The 23,953-nt window shown below is 48.7% G+C and carries 24 protein-coding genes; 18 read left to right on the top strand and 6 right to left on the bottom strand.

Annotated elements, in window-relative coordinates; all coding sequences use genetic code 11:
• Positions 1 to 77 precede the first annotated feature (77 nt).
• The gene (locus B7992_RS03985) at positions 78 to 776 is read left to right on the top strand and encodes a DUF4143 domain-containing protein (protein WP_088665608.1); all 699 of its coding nucleotides are present in this window, start codon (positions 78 to 80) and stop codon (positions 774 to 776) included.
• 87 nt (positions 777 to 863) lie between these two features.
• Here the strand turns inward: B7992_RS03985 and B7992_RS03980 are convergent, their stop codons facing one another.
• Both B7992_RS03980 and B7992_RS03975 read right to left on the bottom strand, forming a co-directional pair.
• Positions 864 to 1,442, bottom strand: coding sequence for a hypothetical protein (locus tag B7992_RS03980; protein ID WP_088665607.1), 579 nt, complete (start codon positions 1,440 to 1,442; stop codon positions 864 to 866).
• Positions 1,439 to 1,927: a hypothetical protein gene (locus tag B7992_RS03975; RefSeq protein WP_141100357.1), complete on the bottom strand. Its 489-nt coding sequence runs from the start codon at positions 1,925 to 1,927 to the stop codon at positions 1,439 to 1,441. Before B7992_RS03975 ends, B7992_RS03980 begins: the two co-directional genes overlap by 4 nt.
• Before the next feature lie 149 nt (positions 1,928 to 2,076).
• Here B7992_RS03975 and B7992_RS03970 point away from each other — a divergent pair, with 149 nt between their 5' ends.
• Complete coding sequence (locus B7992_RS03970; RefSeq protein WP_073157981.1) at positions 2,077 to 2,400, top strand: type II toxin-antitoxin system RelB/DinJ family antitoxin; 324 nt, start codon at positions 2,077 to 2,079, stop codon at positions 2,398 to 2,400.
• Positions 2,385 to 2,972: a putative toxin-antitoxin system toxin component, PIN family gene (locus B7992_RS03965; RefSeq protein WP_073157984.1), complete on the top strand. Its 588-nt coding sequence runs from the start codon at positions 2,385 to 2,387 to the stop codon at positions 2,970 to 2,972. Before B7992_RS03970 ends, B7992_RS03965 begins: the two co-directional genes overlap by 16 nt.
• Positions 2,973 to 3,076: 104 nt before the next feature.
• On the opposite strand, the gene B7992_RS03960 is transcribed toward B7992_RS03965, so the two are convergent.
• Positions 3,077 to 4,696 (bottom strand): bifunctional indole-3-glycerol phosphate synthase/phosphoribosylanthranilate isomerase, encoded by a 1,620-nt coding sequence (locus B7992_RS03960; RefSeq protein ID WP_088665605.1) that lies wholly within the window; start codon positions 4,694 to 4,696, stop codon positions 3,077 to 3,079.
• Positions 4,697 to 4,895: 199 nt separating this feature from the next.
• Between B7992_RS03960 and B7992_RS17080 the strand changes: the two genes are divergently transcribed.
• From B7992_RS17080 to B7992_RS03940, 4 genes are all read left to right on the top strand, one after another.
• The gene (locus B7992_RS17080; RefSeq protein ID WP_254917601.1) at positions 4,896 to 6,212 is read left to right on the top strand and encodes a fibrobacter succinogenes major paralogous domain-containing protein; all 1,317 of its coding nucleotides are present in this window, start codon (positions 4,896 to 4,898) and stop codon (positions 6,210 to 6,212) included.
• A 133-nt stretch (positions 6,213 to 6,345) separates the two neighbouring features.
• Positions 6,346 to 7,536 carry an ATP-binding protein gene (locus B7992_RS03950; protein ID WP_254917600.1) on the top strand — a complete coding sequence of 397 codons (1,191 nt, stop codon included), beginning with the start codon at positions 6,346 to 6,348 and terminating at the stop codon, positions 7,534 to 7,536.
• 39 nt (positions 7,537 to 7,575) lie between these two features.
• The gene (locus B7992_RS03945) at positions 7,576 to 8,460 is read left to right on the top strand and encodes a fibrobacter succinogenes major paralogous domain-containing protein (protein ID WP_254917599.1); all 885 of its coding nucleotides are present in this window, start codon (positions 7,576 to 7,578) and stop codon (positions 8,458 to 8,460) included.
• 95 nt (positions 8,461 to 8,555) lie between these two features.
• A complete protein-coding gene (locus tag B7992_RS03940; RefSeq protein ID WP_088665610.1) occupies positions 8,556 to 9,629 on the top strand; it encodes a Fic family protein in 1,074 nt (357 codons plus the stop codon).
• Positions 9,630 to 9,803: 174 nt separating this feature from the next.
• On the opposite strand, the gene B7992_RS03935 is transcribed toward B7992_RS03940, so the two are convergent.
• Complete coding sequence (locus B7992_RS03935; RefSeq protein WP_088665603.1) at positions 9,804 to 11,399, bottom strand: bifunctional anthranilate synthase component II/anthranilate phosphoribosyltransferase; 1,596 nt, start codon at positions 11,397 to 11,399, stop codon at positions 9,804 to 9,806.
• A 166-nt stretch (positions 11,400 to 11,565) separates the two neighbouring features.
• Positions 11,566 to 12,978, bottom strand: coding sequence for an anthranilate synthase component I family protein (locus B7992_RS03930; RefSeq protein WP_073158014.1), 1,413 nt, complete (start codon positions 12,976 to 12,978; stop codon positions 11,566 to 11,568).
• A 626-nt stretch (positions 12,979 to 13,604) separates the two neighbouring features.
• Here B7992_RS03930 and B7992_RS03920 point away from each other — a divergent pair.
• The 5 genes from B7992_RS03920 (at position 13,605) to B7992_RS17345 (ending at position 17,755) form a co-directional block, all read left to right on the top strand.
• Complete coding sequence (locus B7992_RS03920; RefSeq protein ID WP_254917603.1) at positions 13,605 to 15,311, top strand: type II and III secretion system protein; 1,707 nt, start codon at positions 13,605 to 13,607, stop codon at positions 15,309 to 15,311.
• Positions 15,308 to 16,372, top strand: coding sequence for a hypothetical protein (locus B7992_RS03915; RefSeq protein ID WP_088665600.1), 1,065 nt, complete (start codon positions 15,308 to 15,310; stop codon positions 16,370 to 16,372). The genes B7992_RS03920 and B7992_RS03915 overlap by 4 nt, the downstream gene beginning before the upstream one ends.
• A gap of 86 nt (positions 16,373 to 16,458) precedes the next feature.
• A complete protein-coding gene (locus tag B7992_RS03910; RefSeq protein ID WP_141100354.1) occupies positions 16,459 to 17,226 on the top strand; it encodes a hypothetical protein in 768 nt (255 codons plus the stop codon).
• Positions 17,223 to 17,537 (top strand): prepilin-type N-terminal cleavage/methylation domain-containing protein, encoded by a 315-nt coding sequence (locus B7992_RS03905; protein WP_088665598.1) that lies wholly within the window; start codon positions 17,223 to 17,225, stop codon positions 17,535 to 17,537. Before B7992_RS03910 ends, B7992_RS03905 begins: the two co-directional genes overlap by 4 nt.
• Positions 17,525 to 17,755, top strand: coding sequence for a prepilin-type N-terminal cleavage/methylation domain-containing protein (locus tag B7992_RS17345; RefSeq protein WP_088665597.1), 231 nt, complete (start codon positions 17,525 to 17,527; stop codon positions 17,753 to 17,755). Before B7992_RS03905 ends, B7992_RS17345 begins: the two co-directional genes overlap by 13 nt.
• 70 nt (positions 17,756 to 17,825) lie before the next feature.
• On the opposite strand, the gene B7992_RS03895 is transcribed toward B7992_RS17345, so the two are convergent.
• A complete protein-coding gene (locus B7992_RS03895; RefSeq protein WP_170932275.1) occupies positions 17,826 to 19,397 on the bottom strand; it encodes a glycosyltransferase in 1,572 nt (523 codons plus the stop codon).
• 160 nt (positions 19,398 to 19,557) lie between these two features.
• Between B7992_RS03895 and B7992_RS03890 the strand changes: the two genes are divergently transcribed.
• The 6 genes from B7992_RS03890 (at position 19,558) to purN (ending at position 23,913) form a co-directional block, all read left to right on the top strand.
• On the top strand, positions 19,558 to 20,058 hold the full coding sequence (locus B7992_RS03890; protein ID WP_249505812.1) for a sulfurtransferase TusA family protein: 501 nt from the start codon (positions 19,558 to 19,560) through the stop codon (positions 20,056 to 20,058).
• Positions 20,059 to 20,068: 10 nt separating this feature from the next.
• A complete protein-coding gene (locus B7992_RS03885) occupies positions 20,069 to 20,653 on the top strand; it encodes a hypothetical protein (RefSeq protein ID WP_073158038.1) in 585 nt (194 codons plus the stop codon).
• Positions 20,654 to 20,667: 14 nt separating this feature from the next.
• Complete coding sequence (locus B7992_RS03880; RefSeq protein ID WP_073234834.1) at positions 20,668 to 20,943, top strand: hypothetical protein; 276 nt, start codon at positions 20,668 to 20,670, stop codon at positions 20,941 to 20,943.
• An 88-nt stretch (positions 20,944 to 21,031) separates the two neighbouring features.
• On the top strand, positions 21,032 to 22,921 hold the full coding sequence (locus B7992_RS03875) for a SulP family inorganic anion transporter (protein WP_088665595.1): 1,890 nt from the start codon (positions 21,032 to 21,034) through the stop codon (positions 22,919 to 22,921).
• Positions 22,922 to 23,123: 202 nt separating this feature from the next.
• A complete protein-coding gene (locus B7992_RS17075) occupies positions 23,124 to 23,258 on the top strand; it encodes a hypothetical protein (protein WP_254917597.1) in 135 nt (44 codons plus the stop codon).
• Positions 23,259 to 23,322: 64 nt separating this feature from the next.
• Positions 23,323 to 23,913, top strand: a complete 591-nt coding sequence (gene purN / locus B7992_RS03870) for a phosphoribosylglycinamide formyltransferase (RefSeq protein ID WP_088665594.1) — start codon at positions 23,323 to 23,325, stop codon at positions 23,911 to 23,913.
• Positions 23,914 to 23,953: the final 40 nt, after the last annotated feature.

Below are 23,953 nucleotides of genomic sequence, written 5' to 3'. Positions count from 1 at the left end.
AAATGAGTATCTTTTGAAAAAGTTCAACATTATGCGTTAGCGATTAGAAATCGCCTCTTAATGACCTTAAGGAAACTATTGTCGTTAATGACCTGGTAAACCGCTACGGCATCAGAAAACGCTCACTCTTTGAAAGCCTTGTTACTTTTATACTGCATTCCAATAGTCGCATTTTCTCGGCCAAGGCGATTCGTGATTACGTGAAACAGGAACATGATAAGTGCTCTGTCAACACAATTATGAAATACATTGCCTATTTAAAGGAGGCTTACGTCATTTGCGGATTGCCGCAATACTCCACCAAGGTCAAGCGTGAACTTTCTTTCTACGAGAAAATCTACAATGAAGATGTTGCCCTCAATTCTATCCATGCCTCCGCGGGTCGTTACGACATTACCCACAACCTGGAGAACATTGTCTACAATGAACTAATCTATATGGGCTACGAATTGTTTGTGTACAACAACAAGGGAAAAGAAATTGATTTCCTTGCCCAAAAGGGTAACAAAAGATACTTGATACAAGTTGCCTACAGCGTCGCCGAGGAAAAGGCCTACGCAAGGGAATTTGATGCGTTCAATGGCGTAGAAGGGGATTTCCAGAAAATCATCATCACCAATGATGACGTGGACTACTCTTCAAGTACAGTAAGACATATCATGCTCAAGGATTTCTTGGTTATGGAATCTTTGGAAGTAACGCCCAAAGCAACGACCTTGGCAGAGGCGCAAGCTGCTTACAATGTGTGGCTGCAATACAAAAAAGAACATCCCTAGAATGGAATGTCCTTTTAACGAGTAAAAATTCCTACTGAAAACTTTTACTTATTTTGGAAAAAGTTTTCAGTAGAGAAAATGCTGTTTTTATAAATCTAAGTATTTATATTTTTCTGTTTCTCGGCATTTGGGATTGTCTTTAAATATCGTAAACCATTCATTCTCTGGCTGGCGGTTGTCTGGCATGTGAATATAAATTCGTGAAACCGAGGTTCCGATATAATTGTTTAAGCACAATTCTTGCTTTCCATTCCAAAAGGCTTTAAAGGAAACGATATCCCCTTTCTTTATCGTATATTCAATATTCAAGGTTTGGTAAGGAACTCCTTTATTGTACCACACGATTTCGGTTGCCGGGTCGAATTCGTCTATAAGAACTTCGTAAGAGGGTATTGGATTCTTAAAGTCGAATCCTCCCGTTTTTAATGCGTATCTATAATCAAAATAATATTTGTAAGGAACGACGCTTTTGACAGGAGTATTTTTGTAAGCGACAATCTGGAAATCCTTTGGGGACACTCCTTCAGGAAAATCACCGACAACAACAAAAAATGGCTCAATCTCAATTTTTGAGGGTAGCCTATCTACATAGGACGATGAATCTGAATTGAAGGTCCCTCCACAAGAAGCAAGAAGAAATAGTGCTAATAAGAGTAAGGCTTTCATTTTACTTCAACCACCCATTCATCTCGTGATTTTAGAAAAGCTACATGCGTTGTTTCGTCAATAATGTTCTTTACAACGAACTCTTTTTTTTCTGCATCGCAATATGCTTGTATTCCCCGATGGGCTACTCCCTCTCTGTACCAAATTACATAATAGTTGTAACCGCGATATCCTTCCCAAAGTTCATCGGGATCGCATGTCATTCGCCCGTATCGTGTAAATTGGATTTGCCTTACATTTTTATAAATCGTTGCGCTATGCCATTTCGCATCCTTGTCGCTTAGAGGACAATCCCCAGGGCAGTCCCTTTGTGCGTAAACAACGACGGATTCTTTTTCTATGGTTGCATTTTTCGGCAGGGATTCGTTAATGCGGATTAGGTGTGATGGAGGATGACAACCCATCAGGCTAAAACAGAGGAATAGCAAAAAAAATGATGCTATGAATTTTGGCATGTTGATGTTTTTAATTAAGCGGCGAAGCAACTCTTATAAAACTAGAAATTTTCAATATGGTTTAAGAATAGGTGCGTTTTTTTTTGCCTTTTTTATACTGCGATAAAAATAAGTGTTTTATGATTACAATACATTGACAAATGTATGCTATTATCATATATTCTATAATGAGGTTAAATATGGCGACGTCGTTATTACAAATTCGAATGGATGAAGATTTGAAAAACCAGGCCGCAGAATTGTTCGAAAGTCTCGGCATGGACATCCCTACTGCAATTCGTGTATTTTTCAAGCGAGCCCTTGTTGAAAAAGGATTGCCGTTTGATGTCAAAACCACTTCGTCAAAAGAGGCTGATGATCCAATGGGGCTTTTGTCTTCACTTCAGGCGTTGAATGCTAATGCTCAAAAAAATGGGACTATAGGCATGAGCGAAGAAGAAATTGAGGAAGAAATCAAGCAGATGCATGCTGAAAGAAGGAAGAAAAAATGCTCTACGCGGTAATAGACACCAATGTTCTTGTATCTGCAGCTTTAGCGAGAAATCAAATAGAATCTGTTCCTTATTTGATTTTGTTGGAAATTTTGAAAAAATCTTTTATCCCTATAGTTGATGAATCGATCGTTGAAGAATATAAAGAAGTTTTGTTTAGAACGAAATTTGGCTTTATTCACAAAGAAGCAGAAAATGTAATTGAAATCATCTTAAAGAATGCGCTCAAGGTTTCCATTCCATCGACCGGGAAGATTTTACCGGATATGGATGACGTCATCTTTTATGATGTTGCTTTTGCCAATCAGGACAAGGGTGCTTACATCGTAACCGGAAATACAAAGCATTTCCCTGATTGCGAATTTGCAGTAACTCCAAGGACTTTTTTGAACATGATTAATCCAACTATTCCATTGGTGGTAAACGACAACGGTGCTATTTACGATCCGACAGGATTGCTAGCGGCCTTCAAGGCTGCAAATGAAAATGCTCTTCGCAATGGTACTGCCGGCATGAGCGAAGAAGAAATCGAAGCCGAAATCAAGCTTATGCACGAAGAACGGAGACGGAAAAGAAACGGTTAGTTTTCAAAATACGGCAGTGCGGATTAACATGCGTTAGAAAAATGAGAAAACTCCGGAGTTGTGATCTCTGGAGTTTGAATTTTTTGAATGCTTATTGAGAATTCTTACAAGCTGTTGATTGCTTCGAACAGCTGCATCATCTTTTCTGCGTTCTTGATGCCGGGAGCGTCTTCAACGCCGCTGGACACGTCCACAAGTTCGGGGGAGAACTTTGCGCAAATGTCGCCGATGTTCTCGGGAGTGATGCCGCCGGCGAGCCAGAAGGGTGTTTCGCCTGCTTTTTCGCGAAGCAGTTCTTCAGGAATGCGCTGGCCAGATCCGCCGGGGATGCCTTCTACCTTGGCGTCCAGAAGAACGCGGGGTTCGCCGTGCTTGCGGATGGCGGCGAAGTTTTCGAAGTCTTCTGCGGAACCGATGCGAAGGGCGTTGTAGCAGGGGAGGGCTGGAGACTGGGTGGCGCTTGCTCCTTCTGCGGGAATTGCGTCGAATGCGGGTGCTGCAAATCCGTGGAACTGCACTGCGTCCAGAATGCCTTCGGCGGTAAGCTTGATGGCGGCCTTACCTTCTTCTGTTGTGGTTTCGGTAATGACGCCTACAAACAGGGGGCAGGCGCGGCCTTCTGCGGCGTATTCGTTACGGAGCAGCTGGGTAAAGTTACGGACAAAGGTTTCGTTGGTGAGGCGCTTGGTGTTGCTGAAAACAAAGCCCAGCAAATCGGCGCCCATTTCGGCAGCGGCAAAGCCGTCTTCTTCGCGGGTGATGCCGCAAATCTTGACCATGGGGATTTGGGCGGCCAGGGCGGCGTCTTGAACACCTGCGTCGGACATGGCGACAGCGTAAGCGGAGCGCTTGGCGTCACGACGTTCTGCGAAAATCTTCCAGAAGTCACCGCGGCGGTTTTCGTCGGCATCGCCAAATGCCTTTACCAGCTTGGCGGCCAGCGGCGGGTTCTTTGCCACGGCTTCGCCAACGAGAATTCCCTTGAAGCCCAGGCTGCGGGCGAACGCGGCGTCTGCAGGAGTGTGTACGCCACTTTCAAAAACAGCCTTTGCCGGCAACTTGTTGCGGATAGCCGCGGGAACCATGGGGTCGATGTGGAAGGTTGCCAAGTCTCGGCTGTTTACGCCTGCGACGATGGTCTTTTCTGCGCTTTCGCCCACGGCTTCCAGCACCAAGTTCAACTTTCTCAAATCATCCGGTTCACGGACTTCCACAAAAGCCTGCATCTCGAAACTCTGGGCGCGTTTGGCCATCTTAATCAGTTGTTCGTCATCCAGGATGCGGGCAATCAAAAGAACTGCGTCGGCACCGCAGCGGTAGGCGATATCGATTTCGTCTTCGAACAGCAAGAAGTCCTTACGGAGCACTGCGCACTTCTTGGTTCCCAACTTGTCGGCGGTTGTATCGCCGTTATCCACGGCCTTGGCTACAGTAATCAAGTCGGCCAAAGTACCTTTGAAGAAGTTGGTTTCCGTCAAAACGGAAATTGCCTGTGCTCCAGCAGCGGCATAAGTGCATGCCAAATCAGCAGGAACCAGATCCGGGGCAATGTCCCCCTTGGAGGGCGAAGCTCGCTTGACTTCCAGAATGGGACCAGGACGGCCCAGGAATTCGCAACGACCAACGGTACGCTTTTCGGGAATGTCAAAGCCAAAGGTGAGGCCAAGACGTTCAATGTCTGCACGTCTGCGGTCAACAATCTTCTTTAAAATATCTTCGCTCATTTATAGGTTCCAGGTTCGAGGCTCCAGGTACGAGGTTTGATGCTCGAAGTGCTGGGCACGGGGCTTGAAATTTTACCCGCAAAATTTAGAAAAAAAGATAAATGAAAAATTGCGTTTAGAAATTGGCTTGCGTTGCTTCTGTAGAATCAATCCTTTTTTATGAATTTTTATCTTGTAGGTGATTCAAGGAGAAGTTTCGATGAGAAAGCTGTTTTATGGAATAAGCGTTGTGGCCATGGCTTTGGGTATGGTGGCCTGTGACGATAGCGTTTCTTCTGCAAATAACGAAGATGCGGACAAGGAATCTTCATCGTCTGTTATTTCGGAGGACGCTTCATCTTCCAGTGTCAAACCGGGCTATTCATCATCTGTTGAGTTGGCATCATCTTCATCTGTCAAGCCTAGTTCCTCCTCCTCTGTCAAGCCAGGCTCTTCTAGTAGCAAGAAGGACGACCCGATGTCCAGTAGCAGTGTAGTTAGCTCTAGTAGCGAAAAGTCTTCTAGCTCTGTAAATTCTTCGTCATCGATTGAATCCAGTTCTTCTTCAAGTGTCACCCTGAGCGAAGTCGAAGGGTCTAGTTCCTCCAGTGTCATTCCGGGCTCCGACCCGGAATCCAGCAGCAGCGTAGAATCCAGTTCCAGTGTCATTCCGGGCTCCGACCCAGAATCCAGTAGCAGCGACGGTAATGACGATGGCAAGTCCTCGTCCTCCAGCAAGGCGAAGTCCAGCAGCAGCGTAGAATCTAGTTCCAGCGTCATTGCGAGTAGTTCTTCTGAAGAACTGGTCAGTTCCAGCAGTTTCAATAAATCCTCCAGCAGCAGTCGCGGTCTTTTTGATATGACGAAGGATGAATTTCTGAACCCGGAAATCACCTATGGCACCATGACTGACACCCGCGACAATAAGACCTACAAGACTGTTAAGATCGGTGATCAGGTGTGGATGGCCGAGAACCTGAACTATGCCGATTCTACAAAAATGCCGAGCCTGAAGGGTAAGTCCTGGTGCTATGACAATAAGACTGAGAACTGCGATGTAACCGGTCGCCTTTACACCTGGGCTGCAGCCATTGACTCTGTTGCCTTGGCAAATGATGCTGATAATCCTCAGACTTGCGGCTACGGCAAGACCTGTACGCTGCCGACAGTTGTTCAAGGCGTGTGCCCCGAAGGCTGGCACCTGCCGAGTTATGATGAATGGGAGACCTTGTTCACAGCGGTGGGTGGCTCTAGTAAGGCGGGTACGGCACTCAAGTCGCAAACTGGCTGGTATTCGCAGACGGGCGATGCTGCCGATAGGGATACCTACGGCTTCTCCGCGCTCCCTGCAGGCTACAGGAGCAACTATGGCTATTTCTACGATGCCGGCAACTACGCCTACTTCTGGTCTGCTAGCGAGCTCAATAGCAGCTACGCCTATAGCATGTACTTGTACTACGGCTACGAGGATGCCGGCATGGACAGATACAGTAAGTACTACGGTAACTCCGTTCGTTGTCTCCAAGACTTCAACTAAACTTTTACCTAAAATAGGTTGTCTAATTCATTTTATTCAATTTGCTTGCTGTATTGAATAAAAATTAACCTTTTTTGTTCAATATGGTTGCTTTGTTGACTAAAAATGCTATTTTTAAGGCATGAAAAGTGCCATGCTCAATCAGCGAAAAGAACGGGACCGCCTTTTGGCGGAGCCTTACCTTACACGTCAAACGGTGTATGATTTTGATGCCTTGCTCCAGAGCCCGAACATAAAGTTGTTAACGGGGCCTCGTCGCGTGGGAAAATCCACCCAGGCTATTTTGATGCTGCGCGGGAAGAATTTTGCTTACCTGAATTTCGATGATAATGAATTGCTAAAAGGCTGGAACGAGGAACAGGCGGAAATGCTGCTGAACGAGGTGTACCCGAATTTTCAGTACCTTTTGCTTGACGAAGTCCAAAATGTAAGTGGCTGGGATGTTTGGGTCGGAAAGCTTTTTCGTCGTGGGTACAACCTGGTTATAACAGGTAGTAACGCCAACATGCTTTCGGGAGAAATGGCAACCGTGCTTACGGGCCGATATCTTGAAATCAAGATGCTGCCTTTTAGTTTGTTTGAAACGAACGCGTTTAATCGGGAATTGACTAAGGACGATTATCTTAAAAATGGGGGTTATCCGGAAACGGTGTCGCAACGGGCCATAACGCAAACATACCTGCAGACTCTGTTCGATTCCATTGTGTACAAGGATGTGGTTCGCAGGCACAAGATCCGAAATGTTACGGACTTGAATAATGTGGCTACATTCCTTCTTGCAAATTTTACGGGAACATTTAGCTACAACGATGTGGCGGATGACCTTGGCCTTTCCAGTGTTGCCACAACAAAAAAGTTCATGGACTATTTGCATGAGCCATTCCTGTTCTATTATCTGGATAGATACAACAACAAATTGAAACTGATGAAAAAGGCTCCGCGCAAGGTCTATGTGGTTGACAATGGCTTTGTTTCGTCGAGGGCGTTTAGTCTTAGCGAAAATCTGGGAAAACTTCTGGAAAATCAAGTCTTTATTGAATTGCTTCGCCGTGGGTACGATACCGAAAAATCCTTGTTCTACTACCATTCCCGCAATGACAAGGAAACGGATTTTGTAGTTCGTGAAGGTAACAAGGTAAAGCAGCTAATTCAAGTTTGTTACGAGATGTCGAACGAAAAAACAGAAAAGCGTGAGGTGGGTAGCCTTGTGGAATGCGCCGGCGAACTGAAGTGCGATAACCTTACCATTGTAACATGGAATGATGAACGGCTCATTGAAAAGAACGGGTATGTTATTAAGGTTGTTCCCGTGGAAAAATTTTGAATATTTTTTATCTTGTAGGTGATTCAAGGAGAAGTTTCGATGAAAAAGCTGTTTTATGGAATAAGCGTTGTGGCTATGGCTTTGGGCATGGTGGCCTGTGACGATAGCGTTTCTTCTGCAAATAACGAAGATGTGGACAAGGAATCTTCATCGTCTGTTATTTCGGAGGACGCTTCATCTTCCAGTGTCAAGCCAGGCTCTTCCAGTAGCAAGAAGGACGACCCGATGTCCAGTAGTAGTCGCGGTCTTTTTGATATGACGAAGGATGAATTTCTGAATCCGGAAATCACCTACGGCACCATGACTGATAAACGCGACAATAAGACCTATAAGACCGTAAAGATCGGTGATCAGGTGTGGATGGCCGAGAACCTGAACTATGCCGATTCTACAAAAATGCCGAGCCTGAAGGGTAAGTCCTGGTGCTATGACAATAAGACTGAGAACTGCGATGTAACCGGTCGCCTTTACACCTGGGCTGCAGCCATTGACTCTGTTGCCTTGGCAAACGATGCGGTTGATCCCCAGACTTGCGGTTATGGTAAGACCTGTACTCTGCCGGCTGTTGTTCAGGGTGTGTGTCCCAGCGGCTGGCATTTGCCGACAAACGACGAATGGCAAACATTGTTCAAGGCTGTTGGTGGTTCCAGCGCTGCTGGTAAGGCTCTTAAGTCGGGCAGTGGCTGGTACAGCAATGGCAACGGAACGGATACCTACGGCTTCTCCGCGCTCCCTGCAGGCAACAGGAGCAGCCTTGGCGGTTTCAGCAGTGCCGGCTACTACGCCTACTTCTGGTCTGCTAGCGAGGGCAGTAGCAGCCTCGCCTATCGCATGTACTTGAACTACAGCATCGAGACTGCCTACGTGGACTACAGCAGTAAGAGCCGCGGTCACTCCGTTCGTTGTCTCCAAGACTCCAACTAAACTTTTACCTAAAATACTCCGTTTAGAACGAAAAGTTTGTGAAAAGGTGGTTGTTTAACTACCTTTTTTACGAAATTTTTGCTACTTTAGATGGCGTGAGATACCTAACATTAGAAAAAGCCATTGATGCGTGGAGAAAACTCCAGCCTATTTCAGATGAAAATAGGGCTCGTCTTGCTCGTCGTTTTTCCGTTGACTTCAACTATAACAGCAACCATATCGAGGGGAACACCCTTACTTATGGACAGACGGAAATCCTTTTGCTGTTCGGGAAGGTTATTGGTGAAGCGAATGTGCGGAGCGTTCAGGAGATGGTGGCCAGCGAAGTTTCTCTCAAGATGATGGTGGCTGAAGCTAAAATCAAGGAAACGCCACTTACACAGAATTTTATACGGGGCCTGCATCATACTCTACTGCGGGAGGATTATTCCGTTCATCGGGAACTGCCTGGTGGAATGCAAGTCGGGTATGTGGTTCACGCAGGGCAATACAAGACCCGCCCAAATAGTGTCATTACGCGTTATGGAGATCGGTTCGACTATGCGTCACCAGAAGAAACTCCTGCACTGATGACGGATTTGGTGGATTGGTATAATGCTGCAGAAAAAGAGGGGAAGTTGTCTCCTGTGGAATTGGCTGCGCTGTTCCATTATCGGTATATTAGAATCCATCCATTTGAAGATGGAGATGGTCGAATCGCTCGTTTGCTAGTCAATTACATTTTGGCGAAACATGATATTCCCATGGTAGTTGTTCGCAGTCGAAAGAAAGACGAATACCTGGAAGCTTTGCATGCAGCCGATTTGGCTGTAGGTGCTGCGCCGACATTAGGCGCGAATGCCTCGTTGCGAACTATCGCTCCATTTCTCAAGTATTTTAAGAATATGGTGGCGCAAGAAATTGATGGCGATGTTCGCTTTCTTACAAAGCGTGGTGAAGATATCTGGTGGTATGATGGCGAGTGCGTTGAATTTCGCACCCCGAATTATGGCCGTATTTTGAACCTTATGCAAAGTGAACCGGTTTTGACGCTAGCCGATATTCAGCGAAAAATTGGTATTCGAATTTCAGCGGTTAACAAACTGGTTCAGCACCTTCTTGATTGCCATTATATTGAACGCGGGAAAGATGTTGGCAAATGGCATGTGTTTATCGTGCCGTCAGTTTAGAGACTTTGCAATATTAGAAATGCGAAAAAAGGACCTGAGTTTTCTCAGGTCCTTTCTGTTTCTAGATCCTGCTCCTTTGAACCTTAGAATTGTAAGGAACTAAAGTTCCAACAATTCTATATCGCTAACGCTCAGGATGACACCGTGAGGCGCATGGTCTCCGCGATGTTCTAATTAGGAATTACTAGCAACCTTCACAGCTTCGATGGTCTTCAGCACGGAGCCGTCTTCGATTGCCTTCATAGCCATGTCGAAGCCTTCCTTGATGGAAGTGGCCTTCTTGCTGATGTAGAGGGCGGCGCCAGCGTTCAGGGCGCAAGCGTACTTGATGCCCGGACGGCCCTTGCCGTTCAACATGTCCAGACCCAGCTTGAAGTTTTCTTCGCCGGTGCCACCTGCCAGATCGTCTTCGTCCACAGCGGGGATGCCGAAGTCCTTGGGGTCGATGCGGTAAGTCTTGTACACGCCATCTTCCAGAATTTCTGCGATGGTGGTGGGGACGCAGGGAGAAATTTCATCGTAGCCGTCGTCGCTCAAGGCTACCATGACACGCTTTGCACCCAGGGCATGTGCTGCCTTGGTAAAGGGTTCCAGCACAGCTTCGCTGTAAACGCCCATGCAAAGGTACTTGGCTTCTGCAGGGTTGGTGAGAGGTCCGATGAGGTTCATGATGGTCTTGATGCCGAGGCAACCACGGACAGGACCTGCGTAACGCATTGCGCCGTGATAGACGGGAGCCATGAGGAATACGAAACCGGTTTTCTGCAGAACTTCGGCAGCCTTTTTCGGAGTCATGTCCAGCTTGAAGCCTGCAGCGGTGTAGAAGTTTGCTGCACCAGACTTACTGGAAACGGCGCGGTTACCGTGCTTTGCAATCTTACAACCGCAGGTAGCTGCAATAAGGCCAGACATGGAGCTTACATTGAAGCTGCCCTTGCCGTCGCCACCGGTACCCACGATGTCGGTGAGTTCGTCGCCAGCAATGGGGAACTTGCGCTTCTTACGGCTGAGCACTGCGGCGCAGCCTGCGATTTCGTCAGCCACGGGACCCTTGCAGGAAAGTGCGGTAAGGATTGCTGCCATCTGGCGTTCATCCATAATGCCATCGGTCAAGTCGTCCATGAACATTTCAGCAGTTTCGCGAGTCAGGTCCTTGCCTTCCATGAGAGTGTTCAATACACCGCGAATGTTCTGCGGTTCACGACGGTAGTTGAGGAATGCCTTGAAGAAATCGGCTTCCCTGTCGCTGGCGATGGATTCCGGATGGAACTGCACACCTTCGATATCCAAGGTCTTGTGACGAATGCCCATAATGTCGCCGTCTGTGGCGCGGGCGGTCACTTCGAATTCCGGCGGGAGGGTGGTTTCGTCAATGACAAGGCTGTGGTAGCGGGTGAAGGAATTCTTTGCGCCCATGGTGCGGAAGAGACCCTTACCGTCCAGGTTGATTTCTTCGACGATGCCGTGCTTGATGAACTTTGCGCCAACGATCTTTGCACCGAAAGCGTAGCCAATAGCCTGGTGACCAAGGCAGATGCCGAGAATGGGGAGCTTGCCTGCGAAGTGCCTGATGGCTTCAACAGAGATGCCTGCATCTTCAGGGCGACCCGGGCCCGGGCTCACAATGAGGCGGCTGGGGTTCAGTGCTTCGATGTCTGCGATGGTGCATTCCTTGCTGCGGAGCACGCGGATTTCTTCGTTAGTGATCTTGGCCAGAGCCTGATACACATTGTAGGTGAAAGAATCGTAGTTGTCAATTAAAACGATCATGATAAATCCTTTAGGTTCGAGGTTTGAGGTCGTTCGCCCCACAAGGGGGCTCTCTTTGAGGGCGGCCTTCGGCCTTTGAGTTTTAAGTTACGCGGCGTAGCCGCCATTATCTAGCTCAAAGCGCCTTCGGCGCGACCTCGTAGCTGAAAGCGTAGCGACCTCGCGCCTACTTGCTTCCTTCGAGGACTGCGCGGACAGCACCCAGCTTTTCGTTAGTTTCTTCAAATTCGCGTTCTGCGTTGGAGGCGGCCACAATGCCACCGCCAGCCTGCAAGGTAATCTTCTTGCCCTGCTTCAAGCAGCAACGGATAGAAATACAGAAGTCCAGGTCGCCATCGGATTCAATGTAACCTACAGCGCCTGCATAGAAACGGCGCTTGACCTTTTCGAGGCCAGAAAGGATTTCGATAGCGCTGATCTTTGGAGCGCCGCTCACGGTACCAGCTGGGAAGCTGGAACGAAGCACTTCAATAGACTTCTTGCCGGCGCTGACCTTACCCTGAACGTCAGAAACCAGATGAATCACGTGGCTGTACTTTTCGCATTCCATGAACTTCATGGCTTCCACAGTGCCAGCGGCACAGACGCGACCCAAATCGTTACGAGCCAAGTCAACGAGCATCAAGTGTTCTGCACGTTCCTTCGGATCGTTCTTCAGTTCCTTCATCAGTTCGTAATCTTCCTTTTCGTCCTTACCGCGGCGGCGTGTGCCGGCAATAGGATGGATGGTTGCGATACCATCACGGACGCGTACCAAGCTTTCTGGAGATGCACCAATAAACTGGTGGGTGCCGTAATCCAGGTAGAACATGTAAGGAGACGGGTTCACGGAACGGAGGCGGCGGTAAATGTCCAGAGCCTCGATGTCGCTTTCGAACTGGATGCGGCGAGAAGGCACGGCCTGAACGATGTCGCCTGCCACAATGTGCTTCTGCAGTTCTTCCACCTTCTGGGTGTATTCTTCCTTGGACTTGGAAAGATCGGTAACGGTAACGCCCTTGGCCACTTCCGGTTCCGGAGCCAGGTAGCTGAAGTCCAGGTCGGCCAGGCGCTTCTTTACGTTTTCGATAGCGGCAGGCAGGTCCACCTGATGTTCTTCGTAGTTCAATGCGAACAGGTGAAGCTTTTCGGTGTAGTGGTCGAACACGATGTAGATGTGACCCACCATGAATTCAGCTTCGGGAATGTTCAGTTCATCCACCTGTGGTGCCAAGTGAATGGTATCGCAGCGGGCGCAGAATTCATAACCCAGGTAGCCCACGCCAGAAGAAGGAATCGGCATCTGGTTAGGCGGCACGGTGTTTTCACCGGAAATGATCATGAGGGCGTCGAGAATGTCGCCTTCGCCTTCCTTCAAGAATACGCTTTCCTTGCCGTCAACGACAATGGAAACGTCATGCTCGTTCTGGCGGAGACGGAAGGCTTCGTCGACCATCAAGGTCGAGTAGCGGCTACGGCCATGAGCGAAAGAAGCAGATTCAAAGATTGCCTTTGCTCCCAGCTTCTTGCCGAGAGAGAAAGGTGTATAGCGTTCGCCGGGGAGGGCGACGTAGATGCTGTCGGTACGAGGTTCCTTCATGTTCAATCCTTCGTTTTTCGTCGTCACCCTGAGTGAAGCGAAGGGTCCAGCATAGCATGGATTCTTTCACTGCGTTCAGAATGACGCTCTTATTAAAATTCTTTTGGCGAGGCTTCACGACCCGAAACAGGGTAGTGGTTCCGACCCGGAGGAACAAGAATTTTAAGGAAAAATTTAAGGCCTCCAGGGAGTCTGGAAGCCTTGCCGCTTTGCTCTTACGCTTTAAACGCGCGATACAATTTGCAAATACCAGACTCTATGTTAGAGTCCGCGCCACCATCGGCCGTCGAATGCAACTGTAAGAGCATAAATCATCTTCATGTCCAAAATTTATGAATATCCCTACCTGTTGGCAAGGGATTTTTCGTAAAAAAGGGGCTGTAAAAACGTAAAAAATGTGCCGGTTGCTTTTTTTATCCAGTTAGCGTTAAATTGTCTGCAGTTTTATATATTATCTCCATCACTTCAAATTGGAGTGCTTTCTCTATATCCCTGGCCGGGCGCCCTTGTGGGCGGTATAAGCCTAACCAAATCGGGATTTCTTGCATCCTTTAAAAGTACTGTTCTGGGCCCTTTGGGGGGCTTTCAGCGGCGTTGCCTTTGCGCAGGCGGTCGCTTTGGATTTTGTGGACACGCCGATTGCAGATGTGGTCCGTTCTGTTTCGCGGGCCTATGATACGCCGATCCTGGTAGATGGAAATCTGGATATCCGTGTCACTTTTCACCTTGAGGGGGTGGGGGTGTTAGATGGACTAGCGGCCCTGTGTGAGGCTCATGGGCTAGAGCTGGCCCAGTCGGGAGAGGTGTTTCATGTGCGGCAGGCCCGCATTCGCGGGGAGCACCTGTTCTCTATGCATGATTCCCTGATTTCGATTTCGGTTAAGCAGAAGGGGATCGCAGACTTTATAAGGGAATTTGGAAATAACACGGGAATGAACGTCCTGATGATGGAAGGGGTACAGGGGGAAGTGAACGGCAATCTTCAAGGTGTAACGGCCGAAGAAGCTTTGCGTCTGCTGATGAAGTCTAATGGTTTCAAGTTGGTGCGGGACGGGGCTGCTTTTCGCGTAGAAAAAGCCGGTGATGCAGAATCTGAAAGCGTTACTGCCGATGGGGTTTCTGGAACTTTCGGTCATGCGGAGGTGGGGCAAGTCTTTTTGCAGAAGGATAGTTTGTGGGGAGATTCCTGCTATTCCATTGACGCCAATGAGGCTCCTCTAGAACGTGTGCTAAAGGAATTGTCCGATGTGGCGAACCTAGACCTGGCGCTTTATGGTGAAATGGCCGAAGTGGTTCGCCTCCGTTTGAAAAACGTACCGTTGGAGACGTTGCTGTCGGCTATTTTCAAGGACCGCCGTCTAGGATACTCCCTGGATCGTAAAACCCTGTATGTGGCAGGAACGGGACGTCTAGAGACGTTATCAATAACGCGGCTCTATACTCTGAAACATGTGCATACGGAACGGGCGCTGGGGCTCCTTTCCAAGTTTCCCCATAGTTCCGGTTTTGTGGCTGTAGAGGTAAAGGAGCAGAACAGCTTGCTGTTGAATGGCTCCGGCGAAGATATTCGCTTGGCTGAAGATTTGCTGTCCCAGGTAGATGTTCCTGCCTTGCAAGTGACATTGTCTTGTCTGATTGTAGAATTTAAACGGGGGAAAAATTTTGAAATCGGGATTCATGGTGGGGCGGCCCGTAAGACGGGGGAAAAAAATGTGGGCTTCCGTGGGTTCTGGGATTTTACAGATTCCCGTTGGCAAAAGTCGGGGGCCTTTGGAAAGGTGGGCGTGTTGCCGGACCGTTTTGAAATGGAATTGGCCGCCCTCGAAGAAAATAATTCTGCGGAAGTGTTGGCTCGGCCTAGGCTAGCCACGATTAACGGTAATAAAGCCGAATTGAATGTGACCAATACCGTCTACTATCTAGTGAGTCAAGTTTCGGCAGATGGCTATCCCATTACGGATTACCGCTCCTTTAATGATGGAATTTCTCTAGAAATCACGCCGACGGTCACGCAGGACGGAAGTATTACCCTGGAAGTTTCGCCAGAAATAAAGACCGCTGGACGTAGTACCGGAGATGGTCCACGAGACATTAGTACCCGCAATCTAAAAACGGTTGTGGTGTTGAAGGATGGGGAAACTTTTTGTCTTGGCGGGCTAATCCGCAAGAACAAAACGGAGGTGCGGTCGGCTGTCCCCTTTTTGGGAAGTTTGCCGTTGGTGGGTCGATTGTTCAGCTATGTGTCGGAGGAAGAAGAGGAAAATGAACTTGCCATTTTTATAACGCCTCACATAGAAGACCTGAATTATCTTGAAGGTGGGCATGTTCCGTGATAAAGCGATGTTATTCTGCTGATTGTGAATTGCTGACCTGGGAATGGACGACGACTTACGACAAGTCTCCCACGGTGCAGGAATTGCATGAATCCTTTGAAAAGGATTTCCCCTTGACGTGCGAAAGGTTGCGGATGGCTGGTAGGCGCTATTGGCTGTTTCCCCTGATATCCTTTAATTCGGCTGAAGGCCGTCGTTTCCGTTATCTGGCCGTTCTTGGTTGCGAAGATATAGAACCTTGTAAAGGGATTGTTGGATGGAGGAAAAACTTGGGCTTGGTTCGGATGCTTCCAAAAAGTTTTTGGATTTATGGGGCCGCCGATGAAATCCTGCGAGGTAGTCAACTAATGGGCAAGGACTGGGGTGGGAATGGGCTGTTCTATTTTTTGGAAGGAGGGACGCTCACTGTATTGATTTTCTTTGAAGGGCGTCTTTGCCATTGGCTAGAGGAATCCGGCTATGAAAAAGATGATTCTTTGAAAAATCGACTTGAAACCTTGAGGGGCTTTGTGAAGCAAGACGCTCTTTTTAGTCGATATGAAACTATGGAATTCATACGGATTGAGTGTCCGAAAGATGTATCGCAAACGGTCTGGAAAAACGGCTTGTTTAAAAGGGCTGCCATGGATCCCTTGGGGCGAGAAATCAATTTGTGTGATGATAATCGGTTTGTTGGCTTGTCGAGGTACGCCATCTTTTTTGTTGTGTTCGCATTTCTTTTAATTGGTGCGTGGCTGTGGTGGATCGGCTCCTCGAAAAAATCAATTCCCCTGGAAGATGTGGTTCCTCCGGAACTGACTGCGGTTCCTGAATTGCCTATGGTGTCTGAAGAAACAGTCTCTGAAAAAGTGACGGAGTTAAAACCCTACATGGGGACTGTGACTATGAAATGCGATTCTTCTGTGCGGGTACAGGGGGTTGTGTCTGGGAAGTTGTTTATTTCGGATGGAAAAACTTTTTTTAGGGGAGATTCTCTTGGAGGGCTTGTTGTGCGGGACGTTCTAAAAAATGGGGTTCTCTTTTCTTGCAGAAATAAACAGTTTTTTGTGGAGGTTAAATGAAGGGGGCTGTGTTGCCCGTCGTGGTGGTAATCTTGTTATGTGTCGGTTTTATGGTCTCCGCCTTGCTGTCTATGCCAGGGGGTGTCTTGCGAAAGGCGAAATCTCTAGAAAAGGATCTGCAGACCTTGTATGATAGTGAATCTAGAATGCTAATGCACTTGGAGGGGTTCGTCGATACTAGTGTTGATTGTGCTCCGGCAGGCCCATGGGTGGAACTATCGACTCCTGTGGATTCTCTTCGGCGTCTTAAGGTTTTGGCGGGACGTCGTTTGGATTCTTCAGAAAATTCTTCGCAGATACCGCGCCTGCTGAAGAAAAATATCGTCGAAAATTTTCGGACAAATCTCAACCGGGAAATCCTGCTGAAAAAGAACCTCGTCATAAAATCGGGCAACCGCCGTCTGATGGGACCTGCAGAAAATATTTCCCTGTTTGTTCAGGACGGAGATTTGCTGGTGGACTATTTCGGATCCGCCCAATCCTGTAATTTTAAGTCCACGGGGAGTATCTCTGTTCGAGGTTCCGCAATGTTTGATACTTTGCGATTGTATGCTGCCGGGATGATAGCTTTGTCTGGCCATGTCAGGGCTGGGTGGCTTGAAACCTATAGTTCTGATCAGCAGGAAGTTTCTGGAAATGTTCGTTTTTCTGGAGCCCTCCTGGCAGATGGTCCCGTTGTTTTGCGACAGCGCGCCTTGGGGGAATATCCTTCTGCCTTGATGTCGTTGAACGATTCTGTGGAATATGCTCCCCGGAATATATCCGCTCCATTGTTGCTTCCTGCCAGAGATTTGGCTTCGGACGGCAATTCGTTTTTGTCTGGCCTTGAACCGTTTCGCTGGAGCCTGCAATGAACCTAAACTCTTGCCGAGGCTTTACCTTAATGGAGGTCTGGACAGCGATTGTGGTCATGTCTGTCGGGATGTTGGCGGTTGACCGTATGTTCGACTTCTTTAATCGAATGAAGACGGCTGAACGCAATCAAACTCTGGCCTTTGAATCGGCTGTCACTAAGGTTGAAAGCTTTGTTTTAAATCCGCCTCCCTGCAATCAGCTTGACTCGGTGTTGCCAGGAACCGGTCTCGCGTGGGCTGATGTTCTTGTAACTCCAGAACCTCCTGCTCGTCCGGTTCATTTTAGAAGGCTTGTCCAATGCAAACGATAATCCGTCTGCAGAAAAATAGAGGCTTTACCTTGATGGAATTGATGGTTGCCGTGTCTGTTGCGTCCGTCGTTACATTGTCTGCATTTTTGTTTTATGTCAGATATCATGAAGCGACGTTACACCTTCAACGAAAATACATCACGGAATCTCGAATTCAGATAGAACAAATGAATGGGGTTCTTCCCTATGGTACGGGGCGATGTTATCAAAGACGGTAAATGCCTGATGCTAGAAAAAAAAGAAACCCCGGCGAAAAAGCCGGGGCTTAATCTCTAGGTGGGTTAGCTGTTAGCCTTGACCCTTGTCCACGTCTTCAACGAAATGATTTTCGTCCTTGCGAGCCTTGTGAACTTCAACCAGGTTGCCCAGGTAATGCATGAAGCTCAGAACGCCAACAGAAAGGAAACCGATGGAGTAGAGGGCGAGGAACGGTCCGATAATGAACTTCTGTGCGCCGATGTATTCCAGCATACCGAAGATACAGTAGACGCCAACGCCCAGTTCAAGGATTGCCTGCCAGGGGAACTTCTGCTTGTAGTGGCTGGTAGCCTTCTTCTTCTGGCCGACACCGCTCTTGGGGGTGCGGACGAAGCCACTCTTGCGGCCGGTGATTGCGGCGAACACTGCCTTGGAGTTGCTGACTGCGATACCTACACCCAGTGCCATAAGGATCGGCATGCTGAGGAGGCGGACCTTCCAACCGGTATAGCCGGAGCAACGCTGTGCAACGAAGTAAAGAACAGAAGGAGCGATTGCAGCGAGGAAGATGAATGTGAAGCCTACTGTGTAAACCCAGACCGGCAGGTTAGCTACGGGCTGGAAGAATGCCAGCAGGGGCCATGCGCAAAGTGCAGTGAACAACATGCAGGGGTGAATAGAATAGTGAGTCGTATGAAGGATTGCACCAATCTTTACGCGAGTCGGAACGTTGGACTTGAGAACGCGGGGCAGAATCTTGATTGCGGTCTGGATAGAGCCCTTTGCCCAACGGAACTGCTGAGCCTTGAAGGAGTTGATATCGTTGGGGAGTTCTGCAGGAACGATCACGTCGAACACGAACTTCATCTTCCAACCAGCAAGCTGAGAACGGTAAGAAAGGTCCATGTCTTCGGTCAAGGTATCGCCTTCCCAGCCGCCACCGCCATAGATGGCCTGCTTGCGCCAGACACCTGCGGTACCGTTAAAGTTCATAAAGAGCTTGCCCCAGCTACGTGCAGACTGTTCCACCACGAAGTGGCCGTCGATACCGATAGACTGAGCGAGAGTAAGACCGGATTCGGTGCGGTTCAGATGACCCCAGCGACCCTGGACCAGGCCCACCTGTTCGTCCATGACCATGTAGGGGATGGTCTTCAGGAGGAAGTCCTTCTCCGGTACGAAGTCGGCGTCGAAGATTGCAAGGAATTCACCCTTGGCGACAGCCATGGCTTCCTTAAGAGCGCCGGCCTTGAATTCCTGACGGTTGGTGCGGTGGATGAGCTTGATGTCGTAGCCCTTGGCTGCCAGTTCTTCCACCTTCTTCTTGGCGACTTCATAGCATTCGTCGGTGGAGTCGTCCAGCACCTGGATTTCGTGCTTGTCCTTGGGGTAGTCTATGGCGCATACGGCCTCAAGGAGTCGTTCGACACAGTTAGCTTCGTTGAATACGGGAAGCTGGGTGGTGACTTGAGGCAGGTCTGCCATGCTGTGTTCGCGATAGAACTGCAAGATTTTCTTGCGGTCGGAAAGGCGTGTGGTACGGCTGTTCTTGAGGAACAGGTAGATGCTGTAGTAACAGCTGAAGCCGTAGATGACGAGTCCAACACCCGCGATCACGTAGACCGCGAACATGATGTCCAGTAGGATTGTACTGATTGCCATAATAACCGTATAACCTGTATTAAAATAATGGCCTTTTTCAAGGTTTGGGGCCAAATATAGAAACCCAATGTGAAGTTTGCTACATTATATTGTGATTATCTGGTGTTTTTTACCTAAAATTTGGTCAAATATGGCTGGCGAATTGGAAAAAAGTCCTATCATGAAATGGTTGACCGCCAATCAGGGGCTGTCTAATTTTGATGAATCCTTAAAAAAGCTGCTGGCTTTTGCCTGCGCCGACTGGATTCGTCGTGGTTCCGGCAGGGTGGTTCCGCCGGAAGAGGCTCTTGCCATGGTGGTTGCCGCCAATTTGCCCGGAATTCCCATGGGACCATGGCTAGAGGAGCCATGTGCCAATGGTATTAAAATTGCCGAATTTTGCGAAAAAATAAAGGTTTTGGAACTGCCGAAGGAACTTTGTTCTGATTTTCCTGAACTTTTGGACTTGCGCGGGGTGGTATGCCCCAGAAACGCGGCCCGCAGTCGGCTGGTGCTTGCCGGAGCTCCCAAGGGGACCCGTATGACCATCTATCTAGATGAGGGGTCGCCCATCGAAAACGTACCCCAGTCCTTGGTCGCCGATGGCCATATTGTGGAAAATCGCGAAAAAAAAGGAAATTTTTGGTCTATAAGTGTGGTTTGCGGCGGAGCAATTGTGTAGATTATAACATGTGGAAAACCGTATATTGATATTAGGCGATGAATTTCTGGGAGAACAGGGCGAGGCGGCAAACCGTTGCTCCGAAATGATCCTGTGTCGAGAAGCTAATCGGCCTATCCAGTTTTCCATCAATGCGCCTGCCCCCCAGAGCATGGCTCAGCTTTTGACCCGGGCTTCTTCCGACATTATCGGCAAAAAGGCTGGCCGCCTTATCATCGGTCTTGGACTTCGCGAACTGAAGCGGGGCGGTGTAGACTATAATGGCGTTTTTGATCGGTATAGCGCATTGGCTAGCGAACTCCTGAACAAGACAACCGCTCCACTGCATTTTTTGACTATTCCCGAAGACATGTTTCCTCCGGAACCGGCGCAGTTGACGGCCCTGAACGAACGAATTTTTGAATTGGCCGGACGAAACGAGAAGCGGGTCTTTGTAGAAGATTTCGCTGCCCATGCCGCGAAATACAAGGAAAAGCAGCTGGAAAGGGGCAAGTTTGGACGTAGCCTCTACACAGAAGAGGGAAGGGCTACCCCCTTGTGCAATATGCTGCTGGGCTTATTCATGTATGATTTTATAATTAGAGAAATAAAATAAGAAAAGGTGGAATAATGGAAATCAAGACTGAAAAGAAGCGTACTCCCCGTGAACCTGCCGTTCCCCAGATGGGTATCTGCGACAAGTGCAAGACTGAAGCCCTCCTTAAGAAGTTCCGTTTCAAGGAAACTTCTATTTCTGACGGCGCGGCAAGCTTTGGTACCGTGGTCAAGCGTCTCTGCGAAAATTGCGCTCCCAAGTCAAAGGCTCAGAAAGAGGCTGACGTTCCTTCCATGTCTAGCAAGGAAATCAGGAATCTGATGCGCTCCGTGAAGAAGAGCCTCCGCTAGAGGGCGGCTTCAAATAGGTAATTTTTACCCTTAACGAAATTCTTGGATTTAATTAAATTTGGGCCGCTTTTTAAAGGGAGAAGCCCAAATGTCTAACGTTAATGCCAAAGAATCCGTCAAGAAATTCTTGACCGAATCTGTAGCAACTGTTACCCCCGAACTTGTAAAGTCCATTAAGAGGGGATATACCAAGCAAAATCTTATTAGCGACTTGATGTCCGGCGTTATCGTCGGCATCCTGGCATTGCCTCTGGCAATCGCTTTCGCTATCGCTTCTGGCGTGGGTCCTGAACAGGGCCTCTACACTGCCATCATTGCTGGTTTCACCATCAGCCTTTTGGGTGGTTCCCGTTTCCAGATTGGCGGTCCCACTGGTGCCTTCATCGTGATCGTGTACGGCATCGTTAGCCAGTATGGTTACGATGGCCTCGCTTCCGCAACGCTCCTAGCCGGTATCATTCTTATTGTCTTCGGCCTTGCCAAGTTTGGTGCCATCATCAAGTTCATCCCGTATCCGGTGACTGTGGGCTTTACTGCCGGTATCGCCGTGATTATCGCCCTGGGTCAGGTTCCCAACTTCTTCGGTCTGAAGTTCCTGGCTAAGGACCCTGCCGACGCCGTGGGCAAGATCAAGCTCTATGTTTCCTCTTTCGACACTGTAAACGTATACTCCGTGATTATCGGTGTTATCGCCTTGGCCGTCTGCATTCTTTGGCCGAAAATAACCACCAAGGTTCCGGGTTCCCTCATCGCCATTATCGTTGCTACCGTCATTGTCAAGGTGCTTGGCTGGGACGACCCCATTAACGGCCACGGCGTCATGACCATCGGTATGAAGAACCATATCCCGTCTGGTTTCCCCACTCCGCATCTCCCGAACATCAGCCTTTCCATGATGCGCGAAGTGTTCCAGCCTGCTTTGACTATCGCTATTCTCGGTGCTATCGAATCCCTGCTTTCTGCTGTGGTGGCCGACGGTATGACTTCTACCAAGCATCGCTCCAACACTGAACTTTTCGGTCAGGGCGTGGCTAACCTTCTTTCTCCCATGTTCGGTGGTATTCCGGCTACTGGCGCTATTGCCCGTACTGCAACCAACATCCGTAATGGTGCCGTTTCCCCGATTTCCGGTCTCGTTCATGCTGTTGTGCTCCTGCTCATCATGCTGGTTCTGGGTAAGTATGCCGAAATGATTCCTATGGCTGCCCTTGCCGCAGTGCTTTTCCAGGTGGCATTCAATATGTGCGGCTATCGCGCTGTGATCAAGATGTTCAAGCTTCCCAAGAGCGACGTAATCGTTATGCTGGTGGCATTCTTCCTCACAGTGATCATCGACCTGACGGTCGCTATCGAAGTGGGCGTTCTCCTTGCTGCCATCCTCTTCATCAAGCGCATGAGTGAAGTTGCCGAAGTGGATGCCGTTACCGATGCAATCCGTGCCGATGACGAAGAAGTCTCACACACCGAATTTGCCCGTCAGGTTCCCAAGGGCGTTGTGGTTTATGAACTTGCCGGTTCCCTGTTCTTCGGTGCTGTAGACAAGTTCAAGGAAACCCTGAACCGCATTGCAGTGAAGCCCAAGATCCTCATCTTACGCATGCGTAGCGTTTCCAGCATCGATGCAGCCGGTATCAACATGATCGAAGACCTGCTGAACCACTGCAAGGCCGACGGTACCCAGCTGCTCCTTTCCGGTGTGCATGCCCAGCCGGTGGTGGCCCTGACCCGCGCAGGTGTGCTGAAGCAGCTTGGCGAAGAAAACGCCTTGGGTAACATCGATGCCGCCTTGAACCGTGCCCGCGAACTTCTGGGCCTGCCTGTGGTTGACGCTTCCGTAGATCCGAACCCCACTGTGAGCTGGGAAAAGGGCCTCGAAAAGCCCTGGATGCCTGAAGAATCCAACGCAGCCGTGGCCGAAGGTACTCCCGAAGTCATCGCAGAAAAGGTTGCTGAAGAACCTGTCTGGAAGCTGAAATAATTAGATCCTATCTATGAATTTTAAGAGTCGTAGGGCTTTGCCCTGCGACTTTTTTGTTCTCAAAAAATATGTTGAGAATTGCTGTTGTGAATTATCTCACACTGAAAATTTTTATGGGCTTGTGTTCCTAGGAGGAGAGCCTTTCCTTTTCTATATTTGGCCTCGCTTAGGGAAGTTTTGGTTGGGCACTATAGGAGCTATAATGTATAAGTACTTGACTGCAGAACCGAAAAAAGTGAAAAAGAAAAAGTCCTTCAAGAAGACTCCTTTCGGTATTTTTATGGAAAATTACATCATGGTTTTGTTTGCCGTGATTGTTCTTGTCCATCTGTTCTAGTCAAATTCTATAGTTTTTGTGGTTAATGCGGCCTTGAGTCGCATTTTTTTTTATCTTTGGCACCATGTTTAAGATTGGCGTTATGGCTTCCGGTGGAGGAAGCAATTTTAAAGCGATTATAGATCGAATTGGCGAGGGCGATCTGGAGGCCCAGTGTAAGTTCCTCATTACCAATAATGGTGGCTGTGGTGCTGTTAACCACGCCAAGACTTACGGTGTCCCCGTGTTCCATATTTCTGGCAAGACCCATCCGGACCAGGCGGAATATGAAGCCGCCCTCCTGGAAGTGATTGACAAGTATGATATCGACTTGTTGATTCTGGCTGGTTATATGAAGGCAATTCCTACCAGCATTTTGAGACGTCTGCCCGACCGTGTGCTGAACATCCATCCGTCTCTGTTGCCGAAGTTTGGTGGTCGAGGCTTCTACGGGCATTTCGTACACGAGGCTGTTCTTGCCGCAGGCGAAACGGAATCTGGTCCTACCATCCATCTGGTATCCGAAGAAATTGACGCCGGTCGCATTCTTGCCCAGCGAAAGGTGCCTGTTATGCCTGACGATACTCCGGAAGTCCTTGCTGCCCGTGTGCTTGTTCAGGAACACGACCTGTACTGGCGTACCATCAAGGAATACGGCGAAGCGCTGGTAAAATAGTTGTCAGCAATCAGTTGTGAGTTTTGAGCTTCAATAATCG

The organism is Fibrobacter sp. UWH1 (assembly GCF_002210365.1).
Lineage (GTDB): Bacteria > Fibrobacterota > Fibrobacteria > Fibrobacterales > Fibrobacteraceae > Fibrobacter.
This window is presented reverse-complemented; position numbering and strand designations above follow the sequence as displayed.

What these genes read in the sequence shown, in the direction of transcription:
- B7992_RS03875 (WP_088665595.1), top strand. Translation starts at nt 21,032, where the DNA reads ATGTCTAACGTTAATGCCAAAGAATCCGTCAAGAAATTCTTGACCGAA.
- B7992_RS03880 (WP_073234834.1), top strand. Translation starts at nt 20,668, where the DNA reads ATGGAAATCAAGACTGAAAAGAAGCGTACTCCCCGTGAACCTGCCGTT.
- B7992_RS17345 (WP_088665597.1), top strand. Translation starts at nt 17,525, where the DNA reads ATGCAAACGATAATCCGTCTGCAGAAAAATAGAGGCTTTACCTTGATG.
- B7992_RS17080 (WP_254917601.1), top strand. Translation starts at nt 4,896, where the DNA reads ATGAGAAAGCTGTTTTATGGAATAAGCGTTGTGGCCATGGCTTTGGGT.
- B7992_RS03965 (WP_073157984.1), top strand. Translation starts at nt 2,385, where the DNA reads ATGCTCTACGCGGTAATAGACACCAATGTTCTTGTATCTGCAGCTTTA.
- B7992_RS03895 (WP_170932275.1), bottom strand. Translation starts at nt 19,397, where the DNA reads ATGGCAATCAGTACAATCCTACTGGACATCATGTTCGCGGTCTACGTG.
- B7992_RS03905 (WP_088665598.1), top strand. Translation starts at nt 17,223, where the DNA reads ATGAACCTAAACTCTTGCCGAGGCTTTACCTTAATGGAGGTCTGGACA.
- B7992_RS03960 (WP_088665605.1), bottom strand. Translation starts at nt 4,696, where the DNA reads ATGAGCGAAGATATTTTAAAGAAGATTGTTGACCGCAGACGTGCAGAC.
- B7992_RS03945 (WP_254917599.1), top strand. Translation starts at nt 7,576, where the DNA reads ATGAAAAAGCTGTTTTATGGAATAAGCGTTGTGGCTATGGCTTTGGGC.
- B7992_RS03950 (WP_254917600.1), top strand. Translation starts at nt 6,346, where the DNA reads ATGCTCAATCAGCGAAAAGAACGGGACCGCCTTTTGGCGGAGCCTTAC.
- B7992_RS17075 (WP_254917597.1), top strand. Translation starts at nt 23,124, where the DNA reads ATGTATAAGTACTTGACTGCAGAACCGAAAAAAGTGAAAAAGAAAAAG.
- B7992_RS03980 (WP_088665607.1), bottom strand. Translation starts at nt 1,442, where the DNA reads ATGAAAGCCTTACTCTTATTAGCACTATTTCTTCTTGCTTCTTGTGGA.
- B7992_RS03890 (WP_249505812.1), top strand. Translation starts at nt 19,558, where the DNA reads ATGAAATGGTTGACCGCCAATCAGGGGCTGTCTAATTTTGATGAATCC.
- purN (WP_088665594.1), top strand. Translation starts at nt 23,323, where the DNA reads ATGTTTAAGATTGGCGTTATGGCTTCCGGTGGAGGAAGCAATTTTAAA.
- B7992_RS03935 (WP_088665603.1), bottom strand. Translation starts at nt 11,399, where the DNA reads ATGATCGTTTTAATTGACAACTACGATTCTTTCACCTACAATGTGTAT.
- B7992_RS03970 (WP_073157981.1), top strand. Translation starts at nt 2,077, where the DNA reads ATGGCGACGTCGTTATTACAAATTCGAATGGATGAAGATTTGAAAAAC.
- B7992_RS03930 (WP_073158014.1), bottom strand. Translation starts at nt 12,978, where the DNA reads ATGAAGGAACCTCGTACCGACAGCATCTACGTCGCCCTCCCCGGCGAA.